The 20,703-nt window shown below is 62.3% G+C and carries 25 protein-coding genes; all 25 read right to left on the bottom strand.

Translation table 11 applies throughout. The annotated features are described in order from the left end of the window. Positions 1–84: 84 nt before the first annotated feature. The 25 genes from cysE to ACTF58_RS02615 all read right to left on the bottom strand — a co-directional run bounded on the left by cysE (position 85) and on the right by ACTF58_RS02615 (position 20,630). Positions 85–900, bottom strand: coding sequence for a serine O-acetyltransferase (gene cysE / locus ACTF58_RS02735; RefSeq protein WP_438990434.1), 816 nt, complete (start codon positions 898–900; stop codon positions 85–87). 147 nt (positions 901–1,047) lie between these two features. Further along, positions 1,048–4,944: a baseplate multidomain protein megatron gene (locus ACTF58_RS02730; protein ID WP_438990433.1), complete on the bottom strand. Its 3,897-nt coding sequence runs from the start codon at positions 4,942–4,944 to the stop codon at positions 1,048–1,050. Then, a complete protein-coding gene (locus ACTF58_RS02725; RefSeq protein ID WP_438990432.1) occupies positions 4,944–5,390 on the bottom strand; it encodes an NlpC/P60 family protein in 447 nt (148 codons plus the stop codon). Before ACTF58_RS02725 ends, ACTF58_RS02730 begins: the two co-directional genes overlap by 1 nt. Then, positions 5,387–6,277, bottom strand: a complete 891-nt coding sequence (locus ACTF58_RS02720; RefSeq protein WP_438990431.1) for a DUF2163 domain-containing protein — start codon at positions 6,275–6,277, stop codon at positions 5,387–5,389. Before ACTF58_RS02720 ends, ACTF58_RS02725 begins: the two co-directional genes overlap by 4 nt. Further along, on the bottom strand, positions 6,277–6,909 hold the full coding sequence (locus ACTF58_RS02715; RefSeq protein ID WP_438990430.1) for a phage distal tail protein, Rcc01695 family: 633 nt from the start codon (positions 6,907–6,909) through the stop codon (positions 6,277–6,279). Before ACTF58_RS02715 ends, ACTF58_RS02720 begins: the two co-directional genes overlap by 1 nt. A gap of 9 nt (positions 6,910–6,918) precedes the next feature. Then, positions 6,919–7,578, bottom strand: a complete 660-nt coding sequence (locus ACTF58_RS02710; RefSeq protein ID WP_438990429.1) for a phage tail tape measure protein — start codon at positions 7,576–7,578, stop codon at positions 6,919–6,921. Continuing rightward, positions 7,571–7,783: a rcc01693 family protein gene (locus ACTF58_RS02705; protein ID WP_438990428.1), complete on the bottom strand. Its 213-nt coding sequence runs from the start codon at positions 7,781–7,783 to the stop codon at positions 7,571–7,573. Before ACTF58_RS02705 ends, ACTF58_RS02710 begins: the two co-directional genes overlap by 8 nt. Beyond that, positions 7,773–8,105: a gene transfer agent family protein gene (locus tag ACTF58_RS02700; protein ID WP_438990427.1), complete on the bottom strand. Its 333-nt coding sequence runs from the start codon at positions 8,103–8,105 to the stop codon at positions 7,773–7,775. The genes ACTF58_RS02705 and ACTF58_RS02700 overlap by 11 nt, the downstream gene beginning before the upstream one ends. Next, positions 8,105–8,524, bottom strand: coding sequence for a phage major tail protein, TP901-1 family (locus ACTF58_RS02695; RefSeq protein WP_438990426.1), 420 nt, complete (start codon positions 8,522–8,524; stop codon positions 8,105–8,107). Before ACTF58_RS02695 ends, ACTF58_RS02700 begins: the two co-directional genes overlap by 1 nt. 26 nt (positions 8,525–8,550) lie before the next feature. After that, the gene (locus ACTF58_RS02690; protein WP_438990425.1) at positions 8,551–8,964 is read right to left on the bottom strand and encodes a DUF3168 domain-containing protein; all 414 of its coding nucleotides are present in this window, start codon (positions 8,962–8,964) and stop codon (positions 8,551–8,553) included. Continuing rightward, positions 8,961–9,299 (bottom strand): head-tail adaptor protein, encoded by a 339-nt coding sequence (locus ACTF58_RS02685; RefSeq protein WP_438990424.1) that lies wholly within the window; start codon positions 9,297–9,299, stop codon positions 8,961–8,963. Before ACTF58_RS02685 ends, ACTF58_RS02690 begins: the two co-directional genes overlap by 4 nt. Continuing rightward, on the bottom strand, positions 9,296–9,895 hold the full coding sequence (locus ACTF58_RS02680) for a head-tail connector protein (protein WP_438990423.1): 600 nt from the start codon (positions 9,893–9,895) through the stop codon (positions 9,296–9,298). The genes ACTF58_RS02685 and ACTF58_RS02680 overlap by 4 nt, the downstream gene beginning before the upstream one ends. 139 nt (positions 9,896–10,034) lie before the next feature. Beyond that, positions 10,035–11,216 carry a phage major capsid protein gene (locus ACTF58_RS02675; protein ID WP_438990422.1) on the bottom strand — a complete coding sequence of 394 codons (1,182 nt, stop codon included), beginning with the start codon at positions 11,214–11,216 and terminating at the stop codon, positions 10,035–10,037. Between the two features lie 33 nt (positions 11,217–11,249). Next, on the bottom strand, positions 11,250–11,804 hold the full coding sequence (locus tag ACTF58_RS02670; protein ID WP_438990421.1) for an HK97 family phage prohead protease: 555 nt from the start codon (positions 11,802–11,804) through the stop codon (positions 11,250–11,252). Between the two features lie 20 nt (positions 11,805–11,824). Continuing rightward, positions 11,825–12,127, bottom strand: a complete 303-nt coding sequence (locus ACTF58_RS02665) for a hypothetical protein (protein ID WP_438990420.1) — start codon at positions 12,125–12,127, stop codon at positions 11,825–11,827. Next, on the bottom strand, positions 12,120–13,304 hold the full coding sequence (locus ACTF58_RS02660) for a phage portal protein (RefSeq protein ID WP_438990419.1): 1,185 nt from the start codon (positions 13,302–13,304) through the stop codon (positions 12,120–12,122). The genes ACTF58_RS02665 and ACTF58_RS02660 overlap by 8 nt, the downstream gene beginning before the upstream one ends. Positions 13,305–13,417: 113 nt before the next feature. Then, positions 13,418–14,677, bottom strand: coding sequence for a DNA-packaging protein (locus ACTF58_RS02655; RefSeq protein ID WP_438990579.1), 1,260 nt, complete (start codon positions 14,675–14,677; stop codon positions 13,418–13,420). Between the two features lie 10 nt (positions 14,678–14,687). Then, positions 14,688–15,056 carry a hypothetical protein gene (locus tag ACTF58_RS02650; protein ID WP_438990418.1) on the bottom strand — a complete coding sequence of 123 codons (369 nt, stop codon included), beginning with the start codon at positions 15,054–15,056 and terminating at the stop codon, positions 14,688–14,690. A 172-nt stretch (positions 15,057–15,228) separates the two neighbouring features. Then, a complete protein-coding gene (locus ACTF58_RS02645) occupies positions 15,229–15,894 on the bottom strand; it encodes an alpha/beta hydrolase (RefSeq protein ID WP_438990417.1) in 666 nt (221 codons plus the stop codon). Continuing rightward, entirely contained in the window at positions 15,891–16,520 is a 630-nt protein-coding gene (locus ACTF58_RS02640) for a DNA-3-methyladenine glycosylase family protein (RefSeq protein ID WP_438990416.1), read from the bottom strand. Before ACTF58_RS02640 ends, ACTF58_RS02645 begins: the two co-directional genes overlap by 4 nt. Beyond that, positions 16,513–17,265 carry a precorrin-6A/cobalt-precorrin-6A reductase gene (locus ACTF58_RS02635; RefSeq protein WP_438990415.1) on the bottom strand — a complete coding sequence of 251 codons (753 nt, stop codon included), beginning with the start codon at positions 17,263–17,265 and terminating at the stop codon, positions 16,513–16,515. Before ACTF58_RS02635 ends, ACTF58_RS02640 begins: the two co-directional genes overlap by 8 nt. After that, complete coding sequence (locus tag ACTF58_RS02630; RefSeq protein WP_438990414.1) at positions 17,262–18,380, bottom strand: ABC transporter ATP-binding protein; 1,119 nt, start codon at positions 18,378–18,380, stop codon at positions 17,262–17,264. The genes ACTF58_RS02635 and ACTF58_RS02630 overlap by 4 nt, the downstream gene beginning before the upstream one ends. Positions 18,381–18,586: 206 nt before the next feature. Beyond that, on the bottom strand, positions 18,587–18,847 hold the full coding sequence (locus ACTF58_RS02625; RefSeq protein WP_438990413.1) for a DUF2842 domain-containing protein: 261 nt from the start codon (positions 18,845–18,847) through the stop codon (positions 18,587–18,589). Positions 18,848–18,852: 5 nt separating this feature from the next. Next, positions 18,853–20,148 carry an adenylosuccinate synthase gene (locus ACTF58_RS02620; RefSeq protein ID WP_438990412.1) on the bottom strand — a complete coding sequence of 432 codons (1,296 nt, stop codon included), beginning with the start codon at positions 20,146–20,148 and terminating at the stop codon, positions 18,853–18,855. A gap of 131 nt (positions 20,149–20,279) precedes the next feature. Further along, the gene (locus ACTF58_RS02615) at positions 20,280–20,630 is read right to left on the bottom strand and encodes a DUF6614 family protein (RefSeq protein WP_438990411.1); all 351 of its coding nucleotides are present in this window, start codon (positions 20,628–20,630) and stop codon (positions 20,280–20,282) included. Positions 20,631–20,703: the final 73 nt, after the last annotated feature.

The raw sequence follows: 20,703 nt of genomic DNA, 5'->3' as shown, positions 1-20,703 counted from the left end.
ATTGGCCAAAGGCCAAGAGGGGCAAAGCCCCTCTCACACACAAACCTGTGTGCCAAAGGCACGCCTTTGGATCAGCGCCAAGGCTCAGTCGTCAAACCCGCGTTCAATCACCTGATTCATCGTCTGCGACGGCGTCGCGCAGCCCGCTTCTCCCACGATGCGGGCAGGCACACCGGCAACAGTTTTCTTCGCGGGAATATCCTCAAGCACAACAGAGCCCGCCGCAATCCGCGAGCAGTTGCCAACCTTGATGTTGCCAAGCACTTTCGCCCCCGCCCCGATCAAGACGCCGTCGCCAATCTTGGGGTGACGGTCTTCTTCTTCCTTGCCGGTGCCGCCCAGCGTCACGGAATGGAGCATGGAAACATTGTCCCCCACAACAGCGGTTTCCCCGATCACAATCGAATGCGCATGGTCGATCATGATGCCTTTGCCAATCTTTGCACCGGGGTGAATATCAATCCCGAAGCACTCCGAACTGCGCATCTGGAAGAAATAGGCGAGGTCTTTATGCCCCTCGCGCCAGAGCCAGTTGGAAATACGATAGGCCTGCACCGCCTGAAACCCTTTGAAAAACAGAATCGGTTGCAAAAAGCGGTGACAGGCAGGGTCACGGTCATAAACCGCGACAATATCGGCGCGCGCACTCATCGCAAGGCTGGCATCCGCCCCGTAAGCCTCGTCACAAATTTCGCGCAAGATTTGCTCTGACATCTCGCTTGAGGCAAGCTTTGTCGAAATGCGATAGGCCAAGGCCTTCTCGATAGAGTTATGATGCAGGATACAGGCATGGACCAAACCGCCGAGCAGCGGCTCGGCCGTGATGGCCTCCTCGGCCTCGCTTCTGATCTGTGCCCAAACAGGGTCAAGCTTGGCGAGGTTGGTTTGGAGCTGCGGCATCACTTTATCCTTTGCGCTTGCGGCCCCAATATAGCGCCAACCACACGAGAGTGACAAACCCAAATCCCCGCGACAGCTATGTGCAATAATGCACAGACGCGGCCAGAGGTCCCACTGGCCGCGTCAAACACCCCCCTCGCGTGCCCCTCAAAGACTTACATCAAGCGTGCCAAACGCGCCCGCACCGTAGACTGAAGAGAGTTGCGCCACAGAAAGCTCAAATCCGCTCCCGACAACGCCGTCCAAGGCCATATCTTCCTGAGAGTAGTGCCAGCTCGGCTCTGTCACAACAGTCTCCCGACGCACAACGCCGCCAAGGCTGACCCGCACAAGATACTGCTCGCTCTCTTCCCCGAGCGGAACCTCAAGGGCCTCCCAGCTGTCCCCCCCGATCCGCGTCCGCCGGATCCAGCGCGTCCGATAGCCGGTCTCGTCGGCACTCCCCCGCACATGACAGGGGCTGAGCGGCCTGAGGCCCACCCCGTCAAAAGACTGCAAAACAGTGGTATAAGACGGATCATCATAGCCACGGCGCGCTGGCCCGACACGGTAATAGCGTCCAAGCCCGCGCTCCGCAGGCTGCAAACCGAGCTGCTCGGGTCGCCCGTCAAGCAAAACAAAATAGCTGCCCTCCGGCCAGTCCGCAGGCTGCCAAGCGTCACTGCCAAGTTGCCCGCGCAAAAGATGCGTCAGCCGATAGGTGTTCTCGGCCACAAGTTCGGCGTTTTGAAACTGCACCAGCTCCCAGTTTTCGGGGCTGCCATCGCCAATCGCGGCCAGATTTGCCCCATTCAGCATCGCAAGCTCACTGACTGAGGCCAGATGCCCCGCCGTCAGCCGCACATTAACCCCGGCGCCACGGTCATAGAGGCCTGCGCAGGCGGCTCTGAGAGGGGCTTCAAGCACACCCACAGTGCTGCGCGCCGTGATCAACCTGTCAAAACTATAGCCCTCCCCGTCACTTGAGCGGTAAAGCGCCGCCGTGCCCGGCCAAGGCTCTGCCGTCACCGCAAGATGCGGCGCATGAGGCACCTCATCGCCGCGCATGAGCGGCAGGTCGAGAAACAGCGGAAACACAGGCACAGCCGGCATAAATCCGGACATCAAAGGCGCATCGTCTATCAGATCCAAAGGGCTGTAGCTCTCGGGTTCGATCCGCACCGCCTCGACAATCTGCTCCCGCCCGATCTCGACACGATCAACGCGCAAGAGCTGCTCTGTGCCCTCAAACCCGAGGCGCAGCACATCCCCCGCCGCCACATCAAGCCGTGAGGGCGGCAGCGCAAAGCGCAGCGTATCGCGCCCCACCCGCGCCTCTGACAACCAGCGCTCGACAATCTGACGCCCAGCGCCGCGCCCCATCACAAGCGGCAGCTCCGAGACCGCCACAGCCTGTGTGGCCTGATCAGGCAAAACAGCCTCCTCGGCAACCGTCTCAAAATCGGCACCGCTCTGGATAAAGCGCAGCCGCACACGCCCCGCAAGCTCGGCCTCCGAGGCGCGCAGCCGCTCCACATCCGCCTCAAGCTCTTCGCTCAACGCCACAGCACGCGCCTCCAGTGCATGGTCGATGCGCCCGTCGCGCATCAAAAACACAAGCCGCCCGTCGCGCTCGACCGCGTCAAAACCATAGGCCAGCATCAGAGGCTGAAGCGAAGCGCGCGCCTCCTCCACCTGCCCCACAGCATAGCCCTCAACCACGCCTTTGAGATCGCCTACATCATAGGCCGTCATCCCCGCACGCTCACACAGCTCTGCCACAACAGAAGCCAGACTGCGCGATGACGCCCGCCCCGTAATCCAGTGACCGCGGTCATAATTGCCGCCATCGCTCCAGACAGCCTCCAGCGCTGGAAAATGCGGATAGGGCCGCGCATCCCAAGCCCAGACAAAAGCGCGGCTCATATCCAGCATCTGGCCGTCATATTCCACCGAAACAGGGTTGTTCTCGGGCCGCGCCCAGAAGCGGTGCATCGCGCGCAAGTATTGCGCCTGAAGGTAGTCGTCACGCCGCCCGTTGGAATAATGCGGCAGGCTGCTTTCGCTCGATTTTGGGTCCAGAAACTTGTTGGGCTGGTTTGTCCCCTTGTCAATCGCCGCACAGCCAAGTTCGGTAAACCAGATCGGCTTGGATTGCGGTATCCACTCTGTGGGCGTGTCAGAGCGCACGCCATCCACCCGCTCGTGGTGATCAGATGACCACCAGCTCACAATGTCCTTATAGCGCCAGACCCAAGGTTCGGAGTGTTCCCCGTCCTCGATCGGCGTGCGGATTTGCGCCGCGCGGGCTTCTGGCGAATGATAAAACCAGTCATAGCCTTCACCGCCAAGGATATTGGCCTCCAGATACTCAAGGTTGTAGATCGATCCATAGGCCTCGTCGGCCTCGCCCGCCTCATCGCGCCAGTCGCTGAGCGGCATATAGTTGTCAATCCCGACAAAGTTGATGTTGTCATCCGCCCAGAGCGGATCAAGATGAAACAGACGGTCGCCGCCCGCGTTAAAGCCGAAATACTCCGACCAATCTGCGCAATAGCCTATCTTCACATCTGGCCCCAAGAGCGCGCGCGCCTCAGTGGCGAGGCTCTTGAGAGCCGCCACAGAAGCAAAGCCCGCCGCGCCGCGGATTTTCGTCAGCTCGCGCATTTCCGAGCCGATAGAAAAGCTGTCAACGCCCCCCGCAGCCACACAGAGCGCCGCGTTGTGCAAAATAAAGCGACTGTAGCTCCACTCCTCAGGGCCCGAGTATGTCACCACGCCATTGGCCACAGAAAAGTCACTGGCGCTGGCAGTGCCAAAGAAGGCCGCGACCTCTGCATCGGCGGCGGCAGTCCCGCTTTCGCCTGCCAGCGTGATCCGCCCCCGCCACGGAAAGGCTGGCTGGCCCGTCGCGCCTGTGTAAGGGTCGGGGAGGCTGTTGCCCGCTTGCTGATCCATCAGGATAAATGGGTAATAAAGCACCTCAAGACCCTGTTCGCGCAGATGCGTGATCGCCTCAATGACCGACTGATCAGAAGGCGTCCCGCCATAAAGCGGTCGCCCGTCAGCGTCCTTGACGACCTCTTCAGCCAGACCCCGCGTCAGCCCCGCCACACTCCAAGGCATCTCGCTTGCGTCATGCAGCTTTTGCTCAACCTTCGGGCGCAGCTCACAGTCCCCACAGCGCAGATCGCCGCCAAACCAACTCACAATCAGCGAGCTGGCCTTCAGCTTGGGCAGCTCTGTCACCATCCGCTCTGTGGCGACACGAAAGTCGGCCTTGCCCGCAGGCGTATTGACATTGGCAAGCGCCGCCTGCCCCGCGCCATAGTCATAGCGAACAGGGGTCGTGGCGAGCGTATATTCCCCACTGCCCGGCATCATAGCAACCGCCTGCACCGCATGGGCCATGTCTTCGCCCGCATCTTCAAGATGCGCCTGCGTGGGCCGCATGACCTCAAATTCAAACTGCGGCACACGATTGCCAAAGCGCTCAAGCGCCAGCTCTTCCAGCACAACATAAGCCGTGCCGCGATAGGCAGGCACCTGTCCTGCGCCTTCCACAGCCTCCATCTTCGGGTCGGGCATCTGGTCGGCCAAGCCGCGATACACCCGCATCCCAAGGCTTTCTGGGTCGACCTCGACCCCATCGGCCCAGACACGCCCCACCCCCGAGATCACCCCCTCGCACAGCCCGATCGCCATGCTCACACTGTAACTGAAGCTCTGGGTCACAGGCCGCGCAGGCGCGCCCTTGCCGCCGCCGCCGCCCGTTGTGGTCACCGTCTCAGCAAACTGGCTCGCCCAGATCACCTGTCCAGCCACGCGCATCCGCCCGTAAACCTGCGCCACAGGGTCGCCCTCCCCCGCACGGGTGAGGCGAAAGCGCTCGACGCGGCCATGCTCAACCACATCAGAGCCTTGCCCCATGACCCTCTGGTCAATCGCACGGCCCGCCACGGCCCCCGCAAAGCGCCCGACCGCCGCCATCGAAAGGCCAAGAACAGAGCCGCCCAGAGAGCCGCCAATCGCCGCACCCGCCGTAGAAAGAAGTATGGTTGCCATTAGCTGATCTCCTCAGGAAAACGAAACAAAGCCGCAACGCGGCGCTGCCAAGGCGGGGTGAGCGGGCTTTCCAAGACCGCATGACCCGAATAGGCATGAATAAATCTGGGCGCCGCCCCACTGGCCGACAGGATCCCAAGGTGTTTGGCCATAGCATCACTGCGCATTCTAAACAAAAGCACATCCCCCGCCTCGGCCTCTGCCAAAGGCACAGCCCGCAAATGCCGCGCCGCCGCCGCCCAGAGCCGCTCCTCGCGCTGTGGCTCGGACCAGTCCGGCGTATAGGCTGGCACGGCCTCAGGCTCTGCGCCATAAACACGCCGCCAAACCCCGCGCAGCAGGCCAAGGCAGTCTGTGCCGACGCCCTTCTGTGAGGCCTGATGATGATACGGCGTGCCGATCCACGCCCGCGCTTCCGTCAGCACCTCTTTGGCAATCTCGCTCATGCGCGTCTGCTCCCGCCGCCGGTCTGGCCGGCGCTATGCGGCTGCACGGCCAGCCAGCTGTCCCCCGGAACGTCGGGAAAGCCCTGAAAATTCAGAAGGTTGTCAAACTTTGCACGACAGCTCCCCATCCGCTTGTCACAGCCTGCCACAAGGCGGACCTGATCGCCCGCCACAATCGGCGCGCGCATCGGATGCCAAAGCTCGATCACACGGGTTGCACCCTCAAAATAGTCGCGCTTCACAACGCCTTTCAGCCCCTCAGACGCGCCACTCAGCCCTTCAAACGTGCCAAAAGCAAACCACGCTTCGTCAAACCCCGTCATCGCCTCAAAGCGAAAGACGCGGCCCTCCTCAACGGCCTCGACAGCGCGCTCGACAAAATAGCCCTCGCGCCCCGTGTCAAAGCCGCAGCTCCTGTCGCCCAAAACGGCGGTGCAGGGCTTCTGATAGACGCGCCCGACAGGCCGCCCCAAGGCTTCACTGAGGCCGCGCAGCTCGGCATGAAACGCCCCGTTGCCCCGCCGCAGCTCGCCGATCGATCCGGCAAATATCAGGTGGCGCACGCTCACATCAGCCCAGTTCACAAACCAGCTCTGCACCTCGGCTCCGTCATAGCGCCCGGCCTCGATATCGGCCTCACAGATGGCTGCATCACTCAGCGCGCCCATGGTCTCGGTGTTGTCCACAGACAGGCCCGTCGCCTGCTGAAGCGTGGTCGTGCTCATCCCCGTATCAGCCCGAAAGCGGATGCCCTCAAAAGCAAGTGGCCCGTCATGATCGGTAAAGCCCATGACCACGCCGTCGCGGCGCGTCAGCGCCCAACAGCGGCACACCGTCGTGATCCCCGTCTGCAAATGCGCGAGCAGATCGCCCTTCACGCCCCCCATCAGACCCGAAGCTCCACAACCGGCACATTTGGCACTTCGCCCGCCTCAAATGTTGCCGCCGAGGCGACAATCTGGTCGCTGTCAAAGCGCACAGGCACATCAAAATGAAACCCCGCGGTGATCTCGACAGCCACGCTCGGCGGATGCACAAACGTCACCAGCCCCGTGGTATAATCTACAGTATAATCAAGCCCTTCGCTCTTCTCGTCGCCCGAAAAACCGATCCGCACAGTGCCCTCCACAGGCTTCACAATCGGGCGCGCATAGGTCTGCTCGCCAGAGCGATAGACCTTCACAAGCGGAAAAACGGTCGTAACCTCATCTCCAATCGCAATGATCTCGTCTTCAAAGCCGACCTCGCGCGAAGGCCGCCCCGTCTGAAAGTCGGTCCAGTCCTTCCAGCGAAAGCCGTGCATCCGCCCGCGCCGCGCCTCAAAAAACGCCAGCACCGCGTCAATATCATCCATCGAGCGCAGCCCCATGCCCGCGTCATAGCGGCGGCGCGAATGCGCCCAAGGGGTGTTGCGCTCCTCAAGCCCGTTGGCAAGGCTCACAATGTCAGTGCGCCGCTCTGGCCCGCCAGACGCCCCGAAGCTCAGGCTCGTTGGAAATCTAACCTCATGAAACTGCATGGTTTTCTCCTATCTGTTGCGGTTGCCACGGGCGAGCACACGGCCCATCTGCGCCGCGATCTGGCTTTGGCTGCGGCGAAAGCCTTCGGCATCGGGGGTTGTGATATTCATCACCACGTTGATGGCGCGGCCCGCCTCGGCCCTGACGCCAAGCTTGCCATCGGCCCCGCGCGCCAGTGGCATAATCGCCTCTGGCCCCGCCTCGCCCATCAGCCCTGTGCCGCCGCGCATCGGAAAGACCGTCGGGCTGCTCACGACACCGCCATTGGCAAACGGCATCACCCTGCCCTGCGCAAAGCTGGCCCCCTGCGCAAACGGGAAAATCCCGCCCATCACACTGCCAATACTATTGGCAATCAGCCCGCCGAAATGATCGGTCACTGGCTTCACAGCCGCCGAATAGCTCGCGCTGATCATGGATTGCGCCACCGTGCCAAGCACATCCGAGAGCTTTGCCCCGTCCAACACAACGCCATCCACCGCGCGTCTCAGCCCACGGCTCAACCCGCGCTCAAGCGTGGCAACCTCTTGCCCCGTTTGAGAAAAACTCGCGCGCACCTGCCGCAGCTCGGCATCAAACCGCGCCGCCATCCCGGCAGCCGCGCCCAAGCTCTGCTCCAGCGCATCCGCCTTCAGCTCCATATCGTCCAAAGCGTCAAAGTCACTCATGGTGTTCCTCGTTCTTTCTTACCTCAGTGGCATCGGGATAGGCCTCAAGCAGCGCCTGAAGTCCGGTTTTATCCATCGGGCGCAGGCGCGCCTCAGGCCCCAACATCAACATCAGCTCCACAGGCGTCAGCGCCCAAAACTCATGTGGCTTCAGGCCCATACGGGTCAGCCCCAGCCTGAGAAGCTCGGCCCAGTCAAAGCGCATCGGCCTCCCCCTCAGGCAGCATAAACGCCCGCGCCAGCAAGAGCGCCGCCGCCCGCGCCGCCGCCATCGGCCCGCCCTCGATCTCGACAGAGAGCAAGTCCCTTGAGGCCCCCTGCCAGCCGCCGCCGCGAAGGCCAGCCACGATCAGTTTCATGACATCACGGCTGCTAAAACTGCCGGCCTCAAAGCGGCCCACAAGGTCAACAAGCGTATCAGCCCCCATCGCCGCCTCAAGCTCGGCGAGCGCGCCAAGCGTGAGCTTGAGCACACGGCGCTCGCCGTCCATGACGAGCGCCACTTCAGAGGCAAAGGGATTGCCCATCACACGCTCGCCGCCGTGAAGCTCAGCGCACCTGCCGAGTTGAGCGCAAGCTCATAGCTCGCCTCGCCGTTGTAGCTTCCTGAATACTCGATGGAAGCCACCTGAAACGCGCCCTCAATTGTGCCAAAATCAGGAATAATCACCTGAAAATCAGGCGTCTCGCCGTCAAAAAAGATCTGGCGTGCGCGCTCGTCAGAGGCCGCGTCCTTAAAAACGCCAGAGCCCGAAATCGCCGCCGATTTGACGCCCGCGCCACCCAGAATTTCGCGCCATCCGCCCGCGCTCTCAAGGCTGGTGACATCAACGCTTTCGGCGTTAAAGCTGAGCCGCGTCGCCCGCAGGCCCGCAATGGTTTCAAACTGGCCATCGCCAGTGAGGTCGATCTTGATGAGAAGTTCTTTTCCGTTCTGTGCCGTCATGGGAAATCTCCAATGTTATCTGTAAGTTAGTTGTCGTCTTCCACACGCGCCCGAAAGCGCAGATCAATCCTGCGTGTCGCGCCTGTGCCCTCGCGGCTGGCGCTCGCGCGGTCAAATCCAAGCGAAATGAGGCTGCCGCGCGCCAGCGTGAGGGGCGCGTCAACAAGCACATCGCTCACCCGCCCCGCCACATCCTTGGCCGCCTGAAAGCCCGCACCATCCGTCACCACCGAGACGCTGAAGAGATGCAGCGCCCCGCCCCCGCTCTTGTCAGAGCTGTCGAGTACATTTTCAGGCCCAAGCGCCACATAGATCGACGGCAGGCTGCCCGACGGAATCGCATCATAAATTGCACTGCCCACAAGGGCCGCAAGCGGCGCATCCGCAATCAACGCCTGATAAACGGCCGCCTGTAGGGCCGACGAAACACCATAGCTCATGCCACTACCTCCTCTTCTGCCAAACAGCTCAAATACCGCCCCGTGAGGTCATCCTCCACAACCGCGACGATCCGAAAAACACGTGCGCCTTCCACAAACCGCTGCTCGGGCTTGGGGCGCATCCCGCTGCCCTCGGGGGCAGCCCGCAGACGGATCTTGTAGGACACCCGCGCCAAAGGCACGGCCTCGCCTTGGGTTTCGCGGCCCGTGCGCGCGCTCACCTCGGCCCAAAGCGTGCCAAGCGACTGCCAGGTGATGCGAAATCCCCCCGCCCCGTCAGGCAGGCGCACAGGGTTTTCCAAGACAAGCTGTCGGTTCAATAAAGGCGCTCTCATTTGCCCGCCCCCGCAAACAGACGCACCGTGCGATACCGCTCGATCAGCGAGCTGACCCCAAAGGGCATATAGCCCTCGCCAACGCTGCTTTCGTTGCGATATTCGTAATAATAGGCCGCCAGCAAAAGCACCGCCTGCCCCAGATCGGCGGGCAGTTCGTCCCATGTCGCGCCATAGCCCGCGCGGAAGCCGATCCGCACCGCGCCGCCTGTCGGCACCTGCGGCAAGACCCCGGCCACAGGCGCAAGCTTGGGCCGCTGCATATCCTGCTCAAGCTTGTAAAAATGCGCCGCCAAAGGGTGTTCCACACCGAGACGGCTGACAAAAATCACATCCAGAAGCGCGCTCACAGGCGCCACAGGCAGAGCCTGCCCCGTCTCGTCGCGCCAGCCGTTCAGCGTCCATGAAAAGTCACGCTCAATCAATATCTTGCCCGTGCGCGCCTCAATCGCAGACATCGCCGCGCGCAAAAAGCTCGCCAACACGGGCTCTTGCAACGTGTCTTCAGAAAAGCCCGTGCCAAGGCGCAAATGCGCTTTGAAGGCCTCCACTGGCAAGGCCGCGCTCGGCACTGCGGTTTCTTCAATTAACATCATGGAGTCTCTCCAAAGTTTACGCCTCCGAAAAGCGCGCGACGCTGCTGTTGCCGTTGGCGGAGGGGACAGCTTGGCAACACAGATCTTCAGCGCCGCGCGCCAGAGGGAGGCAGGCCCGCCGCCCCCCTCTTTCAGCGGATTACGAGGTGCCGAATTTCAGCAGCTTGATCGCAGCAAAGTCGCTCACATCCCCGCCGACACGCTTGGTTGCGTAGAACAGCACGTGTGGCTTGGCGCTGAACGGGTCGCGCAATACCCGCAGATCAGGGCGCTCGGCCACAGTATAGCCTGCGTTAAAGTCGCCAAAGGCAACGGCCAGAGCGTCAGCCGCCACATCAGGCATATCCTCGGCAATCAGCACAGGATAGCCAAGCAAGCGCGCAGGCTCCCCCGCCGCCAGCCCGTCCGACCACAGAAAGCGCCCGTCCGCGTCCTTCAGCTTGCGCAGCGCGCCCGCTGTTTTCGAGTTCATGACAAAGCTCGCATTGGCGCGATACTGCGCGCCCAGAGCATAAACGAGGTCGATCACAGCTTCGCCGCCGTCAAACCCGCCAGAAACGCCCGTGGTCACATAGCCCAGACTGCCCCAAGCCCATGTGGCATTGTCCACCGTGGGGTGCGTCAACATCCCCTTGGGCTTGTCAACGCCGTTGCCATTGATAAAGGCGGATGCCTCGGAGCGGGCAAATTTCTCCGCAATCCGCCCCGCAAGCCAGGCGTCAATGTCAAAGGCAGAGTCGTCCAAAAGACGCTGCGACGCCTTGGGAAGTGCTGAAAGCTCGTGCAACGGAATGGTAATACGGTCGATCTGCGGCGTGCCTGTCTCGCTTGTGGGGTCGGTTTCTGTCGCCCAGCCCGCGCCCACATCGGAGTGATCCACAAGCACATCAAACGAGCTCGCCTCGACGCGCACCACATTGGCAATCGCACGGATCGAGGCTGTGCTCTCAAGCACCGAGCGGATGCTCTCGCTGGTTTGCGGGTCCACAAGATAGCCGCCGTCCGCGGCCACAGCCGACGACATCGCCTTGCCCTCAAGCTCAAGACCGCGCAGTCCGTCGTCATCGCCAGTGCGCAGATAGGCGTTAAAGGCCTTCTGATGCGGGGCCTCAAGCGCGCTTGCGCGGGCAAGATGGGGGCGGTTGTGGGTCTGTGTTTTCCGATCAAGCATGGTCAGTCGCTCTTCCTGTTGTTTAAGTCGTTTCGCAATGTCGCTTTGAAAGCCGTTGAATTCGCTCATAAATTCGTCAGTCGCTGATTTCGTCTCAGGCGCGGAAGGCACAGCTTCCTTGCCCCGAGCCTTAACTTGGGTGTCACTCATCAAGAGTTTCCTTTCTGGTTCCTGTTTGCTGCGTCAGTCTTGCGCCAGCCGCTGGCGCGCATCCTTAATGGCCGCCGCCATATTGCGCAGAGCCTGTGCGTGAAGGCTCTCGCCCTTCGCGCCCACCCGCGCACTGGGCAACATCGGAAAGGTCACAAGCGACACTTCCCAAAGCTCCAGTTCCGTCAAAAGCCGCTGGCCCTTGTCCGTTTTGCCCGCCTTTCTGGTGCGATACCCAATCGACAGCCCGTCAATCGCCCCCGCCTCAATCAGCGCCGCCGCCTCGCGCCCCCTCTGGGTGCCTTCCAGCAGGCGGCCCTTCACATAGAGGCCGCGGCTGTCCTCGCGGACCTCGTCCCAGATGCCAATCGGCTGGGCGGGGTCGTGCTGCCAGAGCATCTTGACGCGCCGCCCCTCGGCGGCCAGCGCCGCAAGGCTCGCCCCGTAAGCGCCCTTCTGGACAATATCACCGCCCTGATCACAGGCCCCAAACAGGCTCGCATAGCCTTCGATACGGCAACCCTCCGTCACTGTGATCTCTTCGCCAAGGCGGCAAAATTTGCGTTCAATATCCGTCTGATAACCCATCACTCTACTCCAAAACCATGTCAGCCGCCCACAAGGCTGCCCTGCATCACAAAGGACATAAACCCGCCAATGATCGCCGCGATAATCAGCCAGACCAGCCGCGCGATATGCCCGTCGATCTTGTCGAGCCGCCCGTCAATCTGGTTGAACCGTGCCACCATAAACTTGCGCTTTTCTTCACTCACCGCGCGCTCTGTCTCCATCGCGGCAACACTCAGCTCAAGCGAGGTGAGCCGCCGCTCGATATGCCGCAGCATCGCGCGATAGCCCTCATAGGGCAGCAAAGCCTCAAGCCCCGCCTCGGGCGGGCTGAGATCACTCATCCCCCGCCTCCCCAAGCGCAGGCAGCCCCAGCAAAACCCGCTTTTCCGCCTCGCTCAAAAAACCCGCCCCGCTCACCCGCGCCCATTGCGCATCGCGTTCGGCGGCAAGCGCTGGCACTTGGTCCAGATCAGGCTTCAGCTCAAAGCGCTCCCCCGAATGCTGCCCGATCCAGTCAGCCAGCTTCGCCGTCACCCGTGCCGCCAGCGGCAAAACCGTCAGCCGGTAAAACGCGCGGTTCGCCTCCTGATAATTCGCATAGGTCGCATCGCCCTGTATCCCGAGCAACATCGGCGGAACCCCGAAGGCCAGCGCAATTTCGCGCGCCGCCGCGTCCTTGGTCTTCTGAAACTCCATGTCCGAGGGCGAAAACCCCATCGGCTTCCAATCCAGCCCGCCCTCCAGCAACATAGGCCGCCCCGCATTGCGCGCGCCTTGGTAATTGGCCTCCATCTCGCTCACGAGGCGGTCATACTGGTCTGCACTCAGCCCGCTCTGCCCGTCTGCCCCGCGATAGACAATTGCGCCAGAGGGCCTTGCGGCATTGTCTAGAAGCGCCTTGGTCCAGCGCGAGGCCGAATTGTGAACATCCACCGCCTGCGCCGCCGCCTGCATCGGCGAAAAGCCGTAATGGTCATCCTGCGGGTGGAAGTTGCGGATATGGCAGATCACAGGCGCCTCTTGCGCCATATGAAAACGGTGCGTCTTGCCGCCGACCGCATAATCATAGGCCACAGGCCAGCCGTCACTGCCCGGCACAAGGCTCATCCGGTCCGAGCGCAAAACGTGCAGCTCCTGCGGCAGACCGCTGTCGGCCCCTGCCGCCTCGATATAGGCGTCCCCCGTGAGCAAAAGCTGGCCGTACAGCGCCTCCAACAGTTCCGCGCGCCCCTGTGCGGGGTTGGGGTGTTTCAAAAGCGTCAAAGCAGGGTGCGTTTCATAGCGGCGCGCGCTGTCTTGCAACACAAGCGGCAAAGCCGCCGCCGCCTCGGCAATCATCTTCACAGAGCGAAACCCCACAGGGTTGCCCGCAAAGCCCGTGCGCGTCAGGCTCTTCGTGTCGCGCGGGCTCCAGGCCACACGGCCCGCGCCCTGCCAAGCAATCACACCGCCCGCCGCGCTCGCCTTTTGCTGCGGGGCCGCTGCCTCGGCCTTGCGAAAGAAGTCAAATACCGTCATACCGCGCTCCTGATTACTCAAATACTTATAACACCTTACGATCCGACTCTCATGTAGCTGGCCAGATCAAAGCTTGATCGTGAAGATGCCGCCAAACCTTTAAGAACTCTTAACTAGAGCGTGCGCACCTGCGGGCTCATGTGAGACTTCGCCGGCAGGATCAAAAGCTCGTTCAAAGCCCAGACAAGCGCATCAGTGCGGTCAGGGCTGCCCTTGCCGTGAAACCCGTGCATCGTCAGTTGGCACATTTCCTCCTCCAGCGCCGCCAGCCCTGTGAAGTGATGCACACGGCCCTGCTCATAGAGCGCCGCAATCGGCTCGGCGCGGGCCACTTTGCCCCGCGAGGCATGGACTTTTCTCAATGAAATCAGCGGGTCGACCTGCCGGATCACCTGCTCAACCAGATCTCCGCCCTGATTGACCTCTGCCACCATCCGCTCCGCTTTCCAGCGCTGCATCGCCGCCACAGCCGCCTCCGCCCAAGCCATCGGGCTGGCCCCCTGCACGCTCACATCCTCCAGAATATAGGCGCGCCAGTCTTGCACAGGCCCCTCGGCCACAACGCCCGCCACGATAATGCCGCAGGCATCCGAGCGCGCCGTGCCGCTCACAGGCGGGTCCACCGCAACGACAATTCGGCTCATCTCAGGTAGCTCGCGCACCCGCGCCGCCTCAAGCTGCGCCGCCGTCCAAAGCGCGCCTTCCGCCTCCTCGATCAAGACCCCGTCCAGCTCTTGGCGCCCCAGCCGCGTGCCCGCATAACGCGCTTGAACTGCGGCCAAGAACCCACTGGCAAGATTGGTTTTATTGGCCTCGGTTGAGGCGTGCGTTACCACGGTTGCCTCCGCCTCCAACAGCTCTTTGAGAAGCCCGATGTTGCGCGGTGTCGTGGTGATACAAACGCGCGGATCCTCGCCCAAACGCAGACCAAACTGAAGCATATCCCACGTCTGGCGCGCCTTTTTCCACTTCGCCAGCTCATCCACCCATGCGCCGTCAAACTGCGGCCCGCGCAAAGCCTCTGGCTCATGCGCCGAAAAGACTTGCGCCACCGCCCCGTTGGGCCACAACAGCCGCCCACGGGTCGCCTGCCATTCGGGCCTGCGGTCAGGCGGCGAACAGGCCATAATCCCGCTCTCGCCAAAAATCATCACCTCGCGCACCTGCGCCACAGTCTCCCCCACAAGCGCAAGCCGCGCACAGCGCCCCGCGTCGCGCGGCCCCGCGCCCTCCACAGAGCGGCGCACCCATTCTGCGCCCGCCCGCGTCTTGCCCGCGCCCCGTCCGCCCATGATGATCCAGTTGCGCCAATGCCCCTCGGGTGTCAGCTGATGGGGCAGCGCCCAAAACTCGAAGAGATACGGCAGCGCCAGAAGCTCGGCCTCACTCAGGCTGCCCAGAAAGGCGCTCTGCACCTGCGGCGGCTCTGAGGCGATCCAGCTTGCCGCCGATGCTAGCCCGCGCGGCGTCAAGGTCGAGGTTACGCTCAGTTGGGGTGTCTGGCTTTGGGCCTCTGAATTGCTTTTCATACGTTTCCTCCACTTCAATCGCGATCCCGATCCACTGCACAATATCGCGCAACACCGAGGTCAGCTTCTGTGCCTCTTGCGCCTCAGGCGCAGCCGACAGCCCGACTCTGCGCACCTCAAGATCAAGTTTCAGCCGTGTAATTTCCTGCACAAGCGTCGCCACAGCGCCGCCAAGCTGCGGCGCTCCGGTCGGCTTTATGCCGTCAGGGGGGTGTATGCTCATATGGTTTTTGCCTCATTTCGCTGGCCCTCCGCTCGGCCCGCGCCCCTTGCATCCCACAAAGAAAACGACCCGTAGATCAAGGCTAACGCGGCAAAATCCACGCGTAAAGAGACAGCCCCGAGCGCCGAACGCTCGGGTTAACAAAGTATTAATTCAAAATAAAATCAGCGGCTTAAAAGCTGGCCTTGTCGCGCAAAAACGCCAGCGCCACAGAAAGCCCGTCTGGCGCGATCCCGTGGCCTGTGCCTTTCATGATATGCGCATAGACCTCTTTGAAGCCCGCATTTTGCAGCGCCTCCGCCGCCTCGGGCAGGCTCTGGGGCGGCACAACATCATCCGCATCGCCATGGATCAACAAGATCGGCGGCTTGCTCACAGCCTCCTCGGCGAGTGCATCCGCCATCAGCAAACGCCCCGAAAACGCAACAACCCCCGCCAGCTCTTCTTCGCGGCGCGGCGCAACCTCAAGCGCCATCATCGTGCCCTGACTGAACCCGACCAAAGCCATCTGCTCGGGCAGCAAGTCTTCGTCTACAAGGATCCCGTCCAAAAAGGCGTTCAAATCCTCAACAGCGGCACGCATCCCGCGCTCTGATTCTTCCTCCGAGGAGTTGTCGATCCACGGAATAGGAAACCACTGGAACCCCATAGGCGCGCCCGCGCAGGCCTCGGGCGCATCAGGCGCAATAAACAGCGTATCTGGCAAATGCTCGCCCAGCGGGTCGGCCAGACCAAGCAAATCCGCGCCATTCGCGCCATATCCGTGTAAAAACACAACAACAGACCGGGTTTCTCCCGATACTGGTTCTCTTCGGCTGGCTTGCAAGGCACGTGTCATAAGCTTCCCTCTCGGTCTTTGATCTCTTTGTAATAGGCCCAGAGCAGGCGCGCCGCAACCGCCCTCCAAGGGGCCCAGTCCTCGGCCATGTCGCGCATCTCCCGCGCACGGGGCCGCGCCTTCAGCCCGTAAAGCACCCGCGCGGCCTCCTGAAGCGCCAGATCACCGCTGGCAAAAACATCGGCGCGCCCGAGGCTGAACATCGCATAGATCTCCGCCGTCCAGGTGCCAACGCCCTTCACAGCCACCAGCCTCTTGATGACGTCCTCACTTGGGGCCGCCCGCAACGCCTCATAGTCAATCCGCGCCTCCGCCAGAGCCTTGGCATAGCTCGCCTTCTGACGGCTCAAGCCAAGCGCGCGCAACGCATCCTCGCTCAGACGCTCGACTGCCTCGGGCCGCTCACAGCCCGCCTCAACCAAGCGTTCCCAAATCGCGCGGGCGCTCGCAACGCTGACCTGCTGGCTCACAATCGCACTCAAAAGCGCGCCAAAGCCGTCAGGTTTGAGCCTGAGAGGCAGCGGCCCCGTGCGCAGATAGGCCTCGGCCATGCGCCTGTCTTTCCCCGCAAGCCACGCCATGCCCTCGGCCACACACTCAGCCCCAAGGATCACCCGCTCATCCATGGGCGCGCGCCCAGTCCAGCGCCCAGTCCAGCGCCTCGGCCACCGTGCGCAAAAGCGTCACCCCGCGCGGCGGGGCGGGCCGCGCAATCATCCCGACCTTAAGCCCAAGCCTGCGCGCCGCCTCAAGCTTGGGCCGCGCCCCCGCGCCGCCTGCGTTTTTGACCACAAGCCAATCCACCCCAAGCTCTTGAAAAAGCGCCTCTTCCTCGGCCACGCTAAACGGCGCCACCCCAGCCAGATAGCGCCCGCCCGCAAACGGAAACGGCTCTGGCGCCGCCTCCCCGATCCGCCGCGCAATCACTTCACAGCCGCGCAAATTGGCAAAGCCCGCCAAGCCGCGCCGCCCCGTGGCGACAAATACAGTCGCCCCCGCAGGGATATGCGCCGCCGCCGCCGCCTCATCCTTCAGGGCAATCCAGTCATCGCCCGGCTCAGGCCGCCACTCGGGCCGCCACAGAAGCGCATAAGGCAGCCCCCGCGCCGCACAGATCGCCGCCGCGCGCGCGCTGATCGCCTCCGCAAAAGGATGGGTCACATCCAGCACCGCACCGATTCTGTGCTCTTGCAAATATCGCTCAAACCCCGCCGCGCCGCCAAATCCGCCAAAGCGCGTGGGCAGCGCCAGCCCGCCCAAAAAGCGCGCAGACCCCTCCAGAGAAGCCACCGCCGGCGCGCCCGCCTCCGCCAGCCCGCAGGCCACAGCGCGCGCCTCTCCCGCCCCCGCCAGAAGCAGAAGCCGCCTCATGCCACCTTCGGAAAAACAAAGCAGCGGTCGCGGCGGATCGACAGCCAGAGCGCCTTGCCCACCGAGGGCAAGAACACATTCGGAACCGTGACCCGCAGCTTTGAACCGTCATGATCCATGCGAAACTCCACAAGGCTCTCGTTGCCCATAAAGCGCGCCCGCTCCACAACGCCCCGCGCCGCTGCCCCGTCGCTCGGCGTCGGATCAGGGCCGCGCCCGTCACGGTCAAAATCGATCTTGAAGTGCTGCGGGCGAATGACAATCTCCACAGCCTGCCCGTCAGGCACCCCCGGTGCCAGAAACTGCCCAAACGGCGTATCGGTCAGCGCCCCGCGCACCACCCCGTCGATCACATTGATATCACTGAAAAATCCAACAGCCTCTTTGTCGCGCGGCGCATTGTAAATATTGTATGGTGCCCCGCGCTGCACAATCTTGCCCGCCCGCATCAAAGCGATCTCATCGGCCATCCGCATCGCCTCGTCAGGCTCATGCGTCACCAGCAAAACGCCCGTGTCCTCTTGCTTGAGAACATCCAGCGTCTCGTCGCGGATTTCGTCGCGCAAACGGTTATCAAGCCCCGAAAACGGCTCATCCATCAACATCAGCCGCGGCCGCGGCGCAAGGGCGCGCGCCAGCGCCACGCGCTGCTGCTCGCCGCCCGAAAGCTCGTGCGGATAGCTCTCCTCAAACCGCGCCAAACCGACCCGCGCCAAAAGCGCGCGCACCCGCGCCGCCTTCTCTGCCCGCGTGCCACCAAGGCCAAAAGCCACGTTTTCCGCCACGCTCAAATGCGGAAACAAAGCAAAATCCTGAAACATAAGCCCCGTGTTGCGCCGCTCGGGCGGAATGCGAAACACCGTGTCACAGACCAGCGCCCCATCCACATAAATCTGCCCGCTGTCCTGCATATCCACCCCCGCAATCATGCGCAGCGTGGTCGACTTGCCGCAGCCCGACGGCCCCAAAAGGCAGGTCACCTGCCCCGGCTCGATGGTGAGCGACACATCGTCCACCACAACACGCCCCTCAAAAGAGCGCTTGAGATTGCGAATATCGAGCCTCGGCGGGAGCTTGGTCACAAGATGCCTCTTACAGTATCCGACAGGTTTCATCGGGTTTAAATCCCTTTAGCAGCCGCGCCAAAGCCCCGCAAGCGGATCAAAGAAGCCCCTCACAAGCCCCCCCCCTGTCTTTTTCTTTCTAAAAATATCCACTCCGCCCGCGCCCCACCCACAACAGATGTAACAGGACACAAGGTGCGCGCCAGGCCGCAGGTCTGGCGCGCGCCCCCGGGCGATGCCGAAGGCAGCGCAACCACCTAGCGCTCGTCGTCCCATGTGATGGGTGCCGCGTCAGGGTCAGGCTTGCCAATCCCTTTGAAAAGCCCTTTGAAAGGGAAAATCCACGCCAGCCCGAGGCCGACATAGACCACCAGCTCAATCAGCAAAGGCAGCCGCCCGAACAGGCTTTCCAGCCAGCCAACCGCGCTGACAGCCGCCACAATATAAAGCGGCATCCCGACCAGCAGCAGAAGCAATACCAGCCAGCGCCGCATCTTGAAGCTCAGGGTGTCAAACATAGCCCTCAGTCCTGAAACGGGTCGGTGACAAGGATCGTATCCTCGCGCTCGGGGCTGGTGCTCACCATAGCCACAGGGCAGTCGATCAGCTCCTCCACACGGCGCACATATTTGATCGCCTCCGCCGGCAGATCCGCCCAAGAGCGCGCGCCCTCGGTGCTCTCCGACCAGCCTTTCATTTCCTCATAAACCGGCGTGCAGCGCGCCTGCGCCTCCGCCGCTGTCGGCAGATAATCCAGCCGCTCCCCGTCCAGCTCGTAGCCCACACAGATCTTGAGCGTCTCAAACCCGTCCAGAACATCAAGCTTGGTGAGCGCAATCCCGTTCACACCGCTCGTCGCGCAGGTCTGGCGCAGCAGCGCCGCATCAAACCAGCCACAGCGCCGCTTGCGCCCTGTCGTCGTGCCAAATTCGTGGCCGCGCGTGCCAAGCCGCTCGCCGTCCGCGTCCTCAAGCTCGGTCGGGAAAGGCCCCTCGCCAACGCGGGTGGTATAGGCCTTTACAATGCCAAGCACATAGTCAATCGCGCCAGGCCCCATGCCCACGCCCGTGGCGGCCTGCCCCGCGATCACATTGGAGCTGGTGACAAAGGGATAGGTGCCAAAATCAATGTCCAGAAGCGCGCCCTGCGCCCCTTCAAACAAGATCCGCTTGCCCGCCTTGCGCTTCTCGCTCAGCACTTTCCAGACTGGCGCCGCATAGGGCAGGATCTTCCAGGCAATATCTTGCAGCGCCGTGATCAGCGCGTCACGGTCCACAGGCGCGATGCCAAGCCCCTTGCGCAGCGGATCATGGTGCTGCAGCGCGCGATCGACGCGGGCAATCAGCGTCGCTTCATCCGCCAGATCGGCCACACGGATCGCACGGCGGCCCACCTTGTCTTCATAACACGGGCCAATGCCGCGCCCCGTGGTGCCGATCTTTGTGCCCTTGCGCGCGGCGTCCTCGCGGGCGCGGTCAAGCTCGCCATGAATCGGCAGGATCAGCGGCGTATTTTCCGCAATCATCAGTGTTTCTGGGCTGATCTCGACACCCTGTGCGCGCACCGTCTCGATCTCGTTGATCAGATGCCAAGGGTCTAGCACAACGCCGTTGCCAATCACGCTCAGCTTACCGCCTCGCACAACACCGGACGGCAGCGCATGAAGCTTATAAACCTTGCCATCAATAACAAGCGTATGGCCCGCATTGTGTCCGCCCTGAAAGCGCGCAATCACATCTGCGCGCTCAGACAGCCAGTCTACAATCTTGCCTTTGCCCTCGTCGCCCCATTGTGCGCCGACAACCACTACATTTGCCATGCTGGCCCCCTCAGATTCTGCCTAGAGTTTCTTGTCAAACCCGCGCTCCTATATCGCGCTGAGGGACGGGGCGAAACACCTAATTCGCCGCAGACCATCGCAGAGGGGTGGCAGAGGCGGCGCAGAAAAGCTCAGATCAAGGCCATGCGCTCGGCGCGCTCGGGGTCGGGAAACGGGCGGTAAAGTCCGATATCAACCTCCCCCACCATCTGGTGCACCGTGGTATAAAGCTGCTCCACCTCCTCATCGGCCTGCCCCGCATAGCGAAACGCCTGATCAAGCTGGGTCATGTCCCTGACTTCGATCTCAAGCAAAAAGTCGCGCGATTGCGGCGCGCCAAAACCAAGCTTGCGGCGGCATAAGCGCCACCCCAGAATAACCTGATGCGCCAGCAGATGGCCCATCCACGCCTCAAGCGCGGCCGCAAAGGCCAGCGCCTTGGCATTGTCGCGCAGATCAATCTCGCAGTGATAAATATTCATTTCAATCCTCTGTTCGCCTGAGCGGCATCCTGCCATGCAAAGCCTACCAAAGCCTTAAGCGCTCCAAACCGCC

Origin of the sequence: Lentibacter sp. (genome assembly GCF_965657785.1) — a bacterium.
In the GTDB taxonomy this organism is placed as follows: domain Bacteria; phylum Pseudomonadota; class Alphaproteobacteria; order Rhodobacterales; family Rhodobacteraceae; genus Lentibacter.
This window is presented reverse-complemented; position numbering and strand designations above follow the sequence as displayed.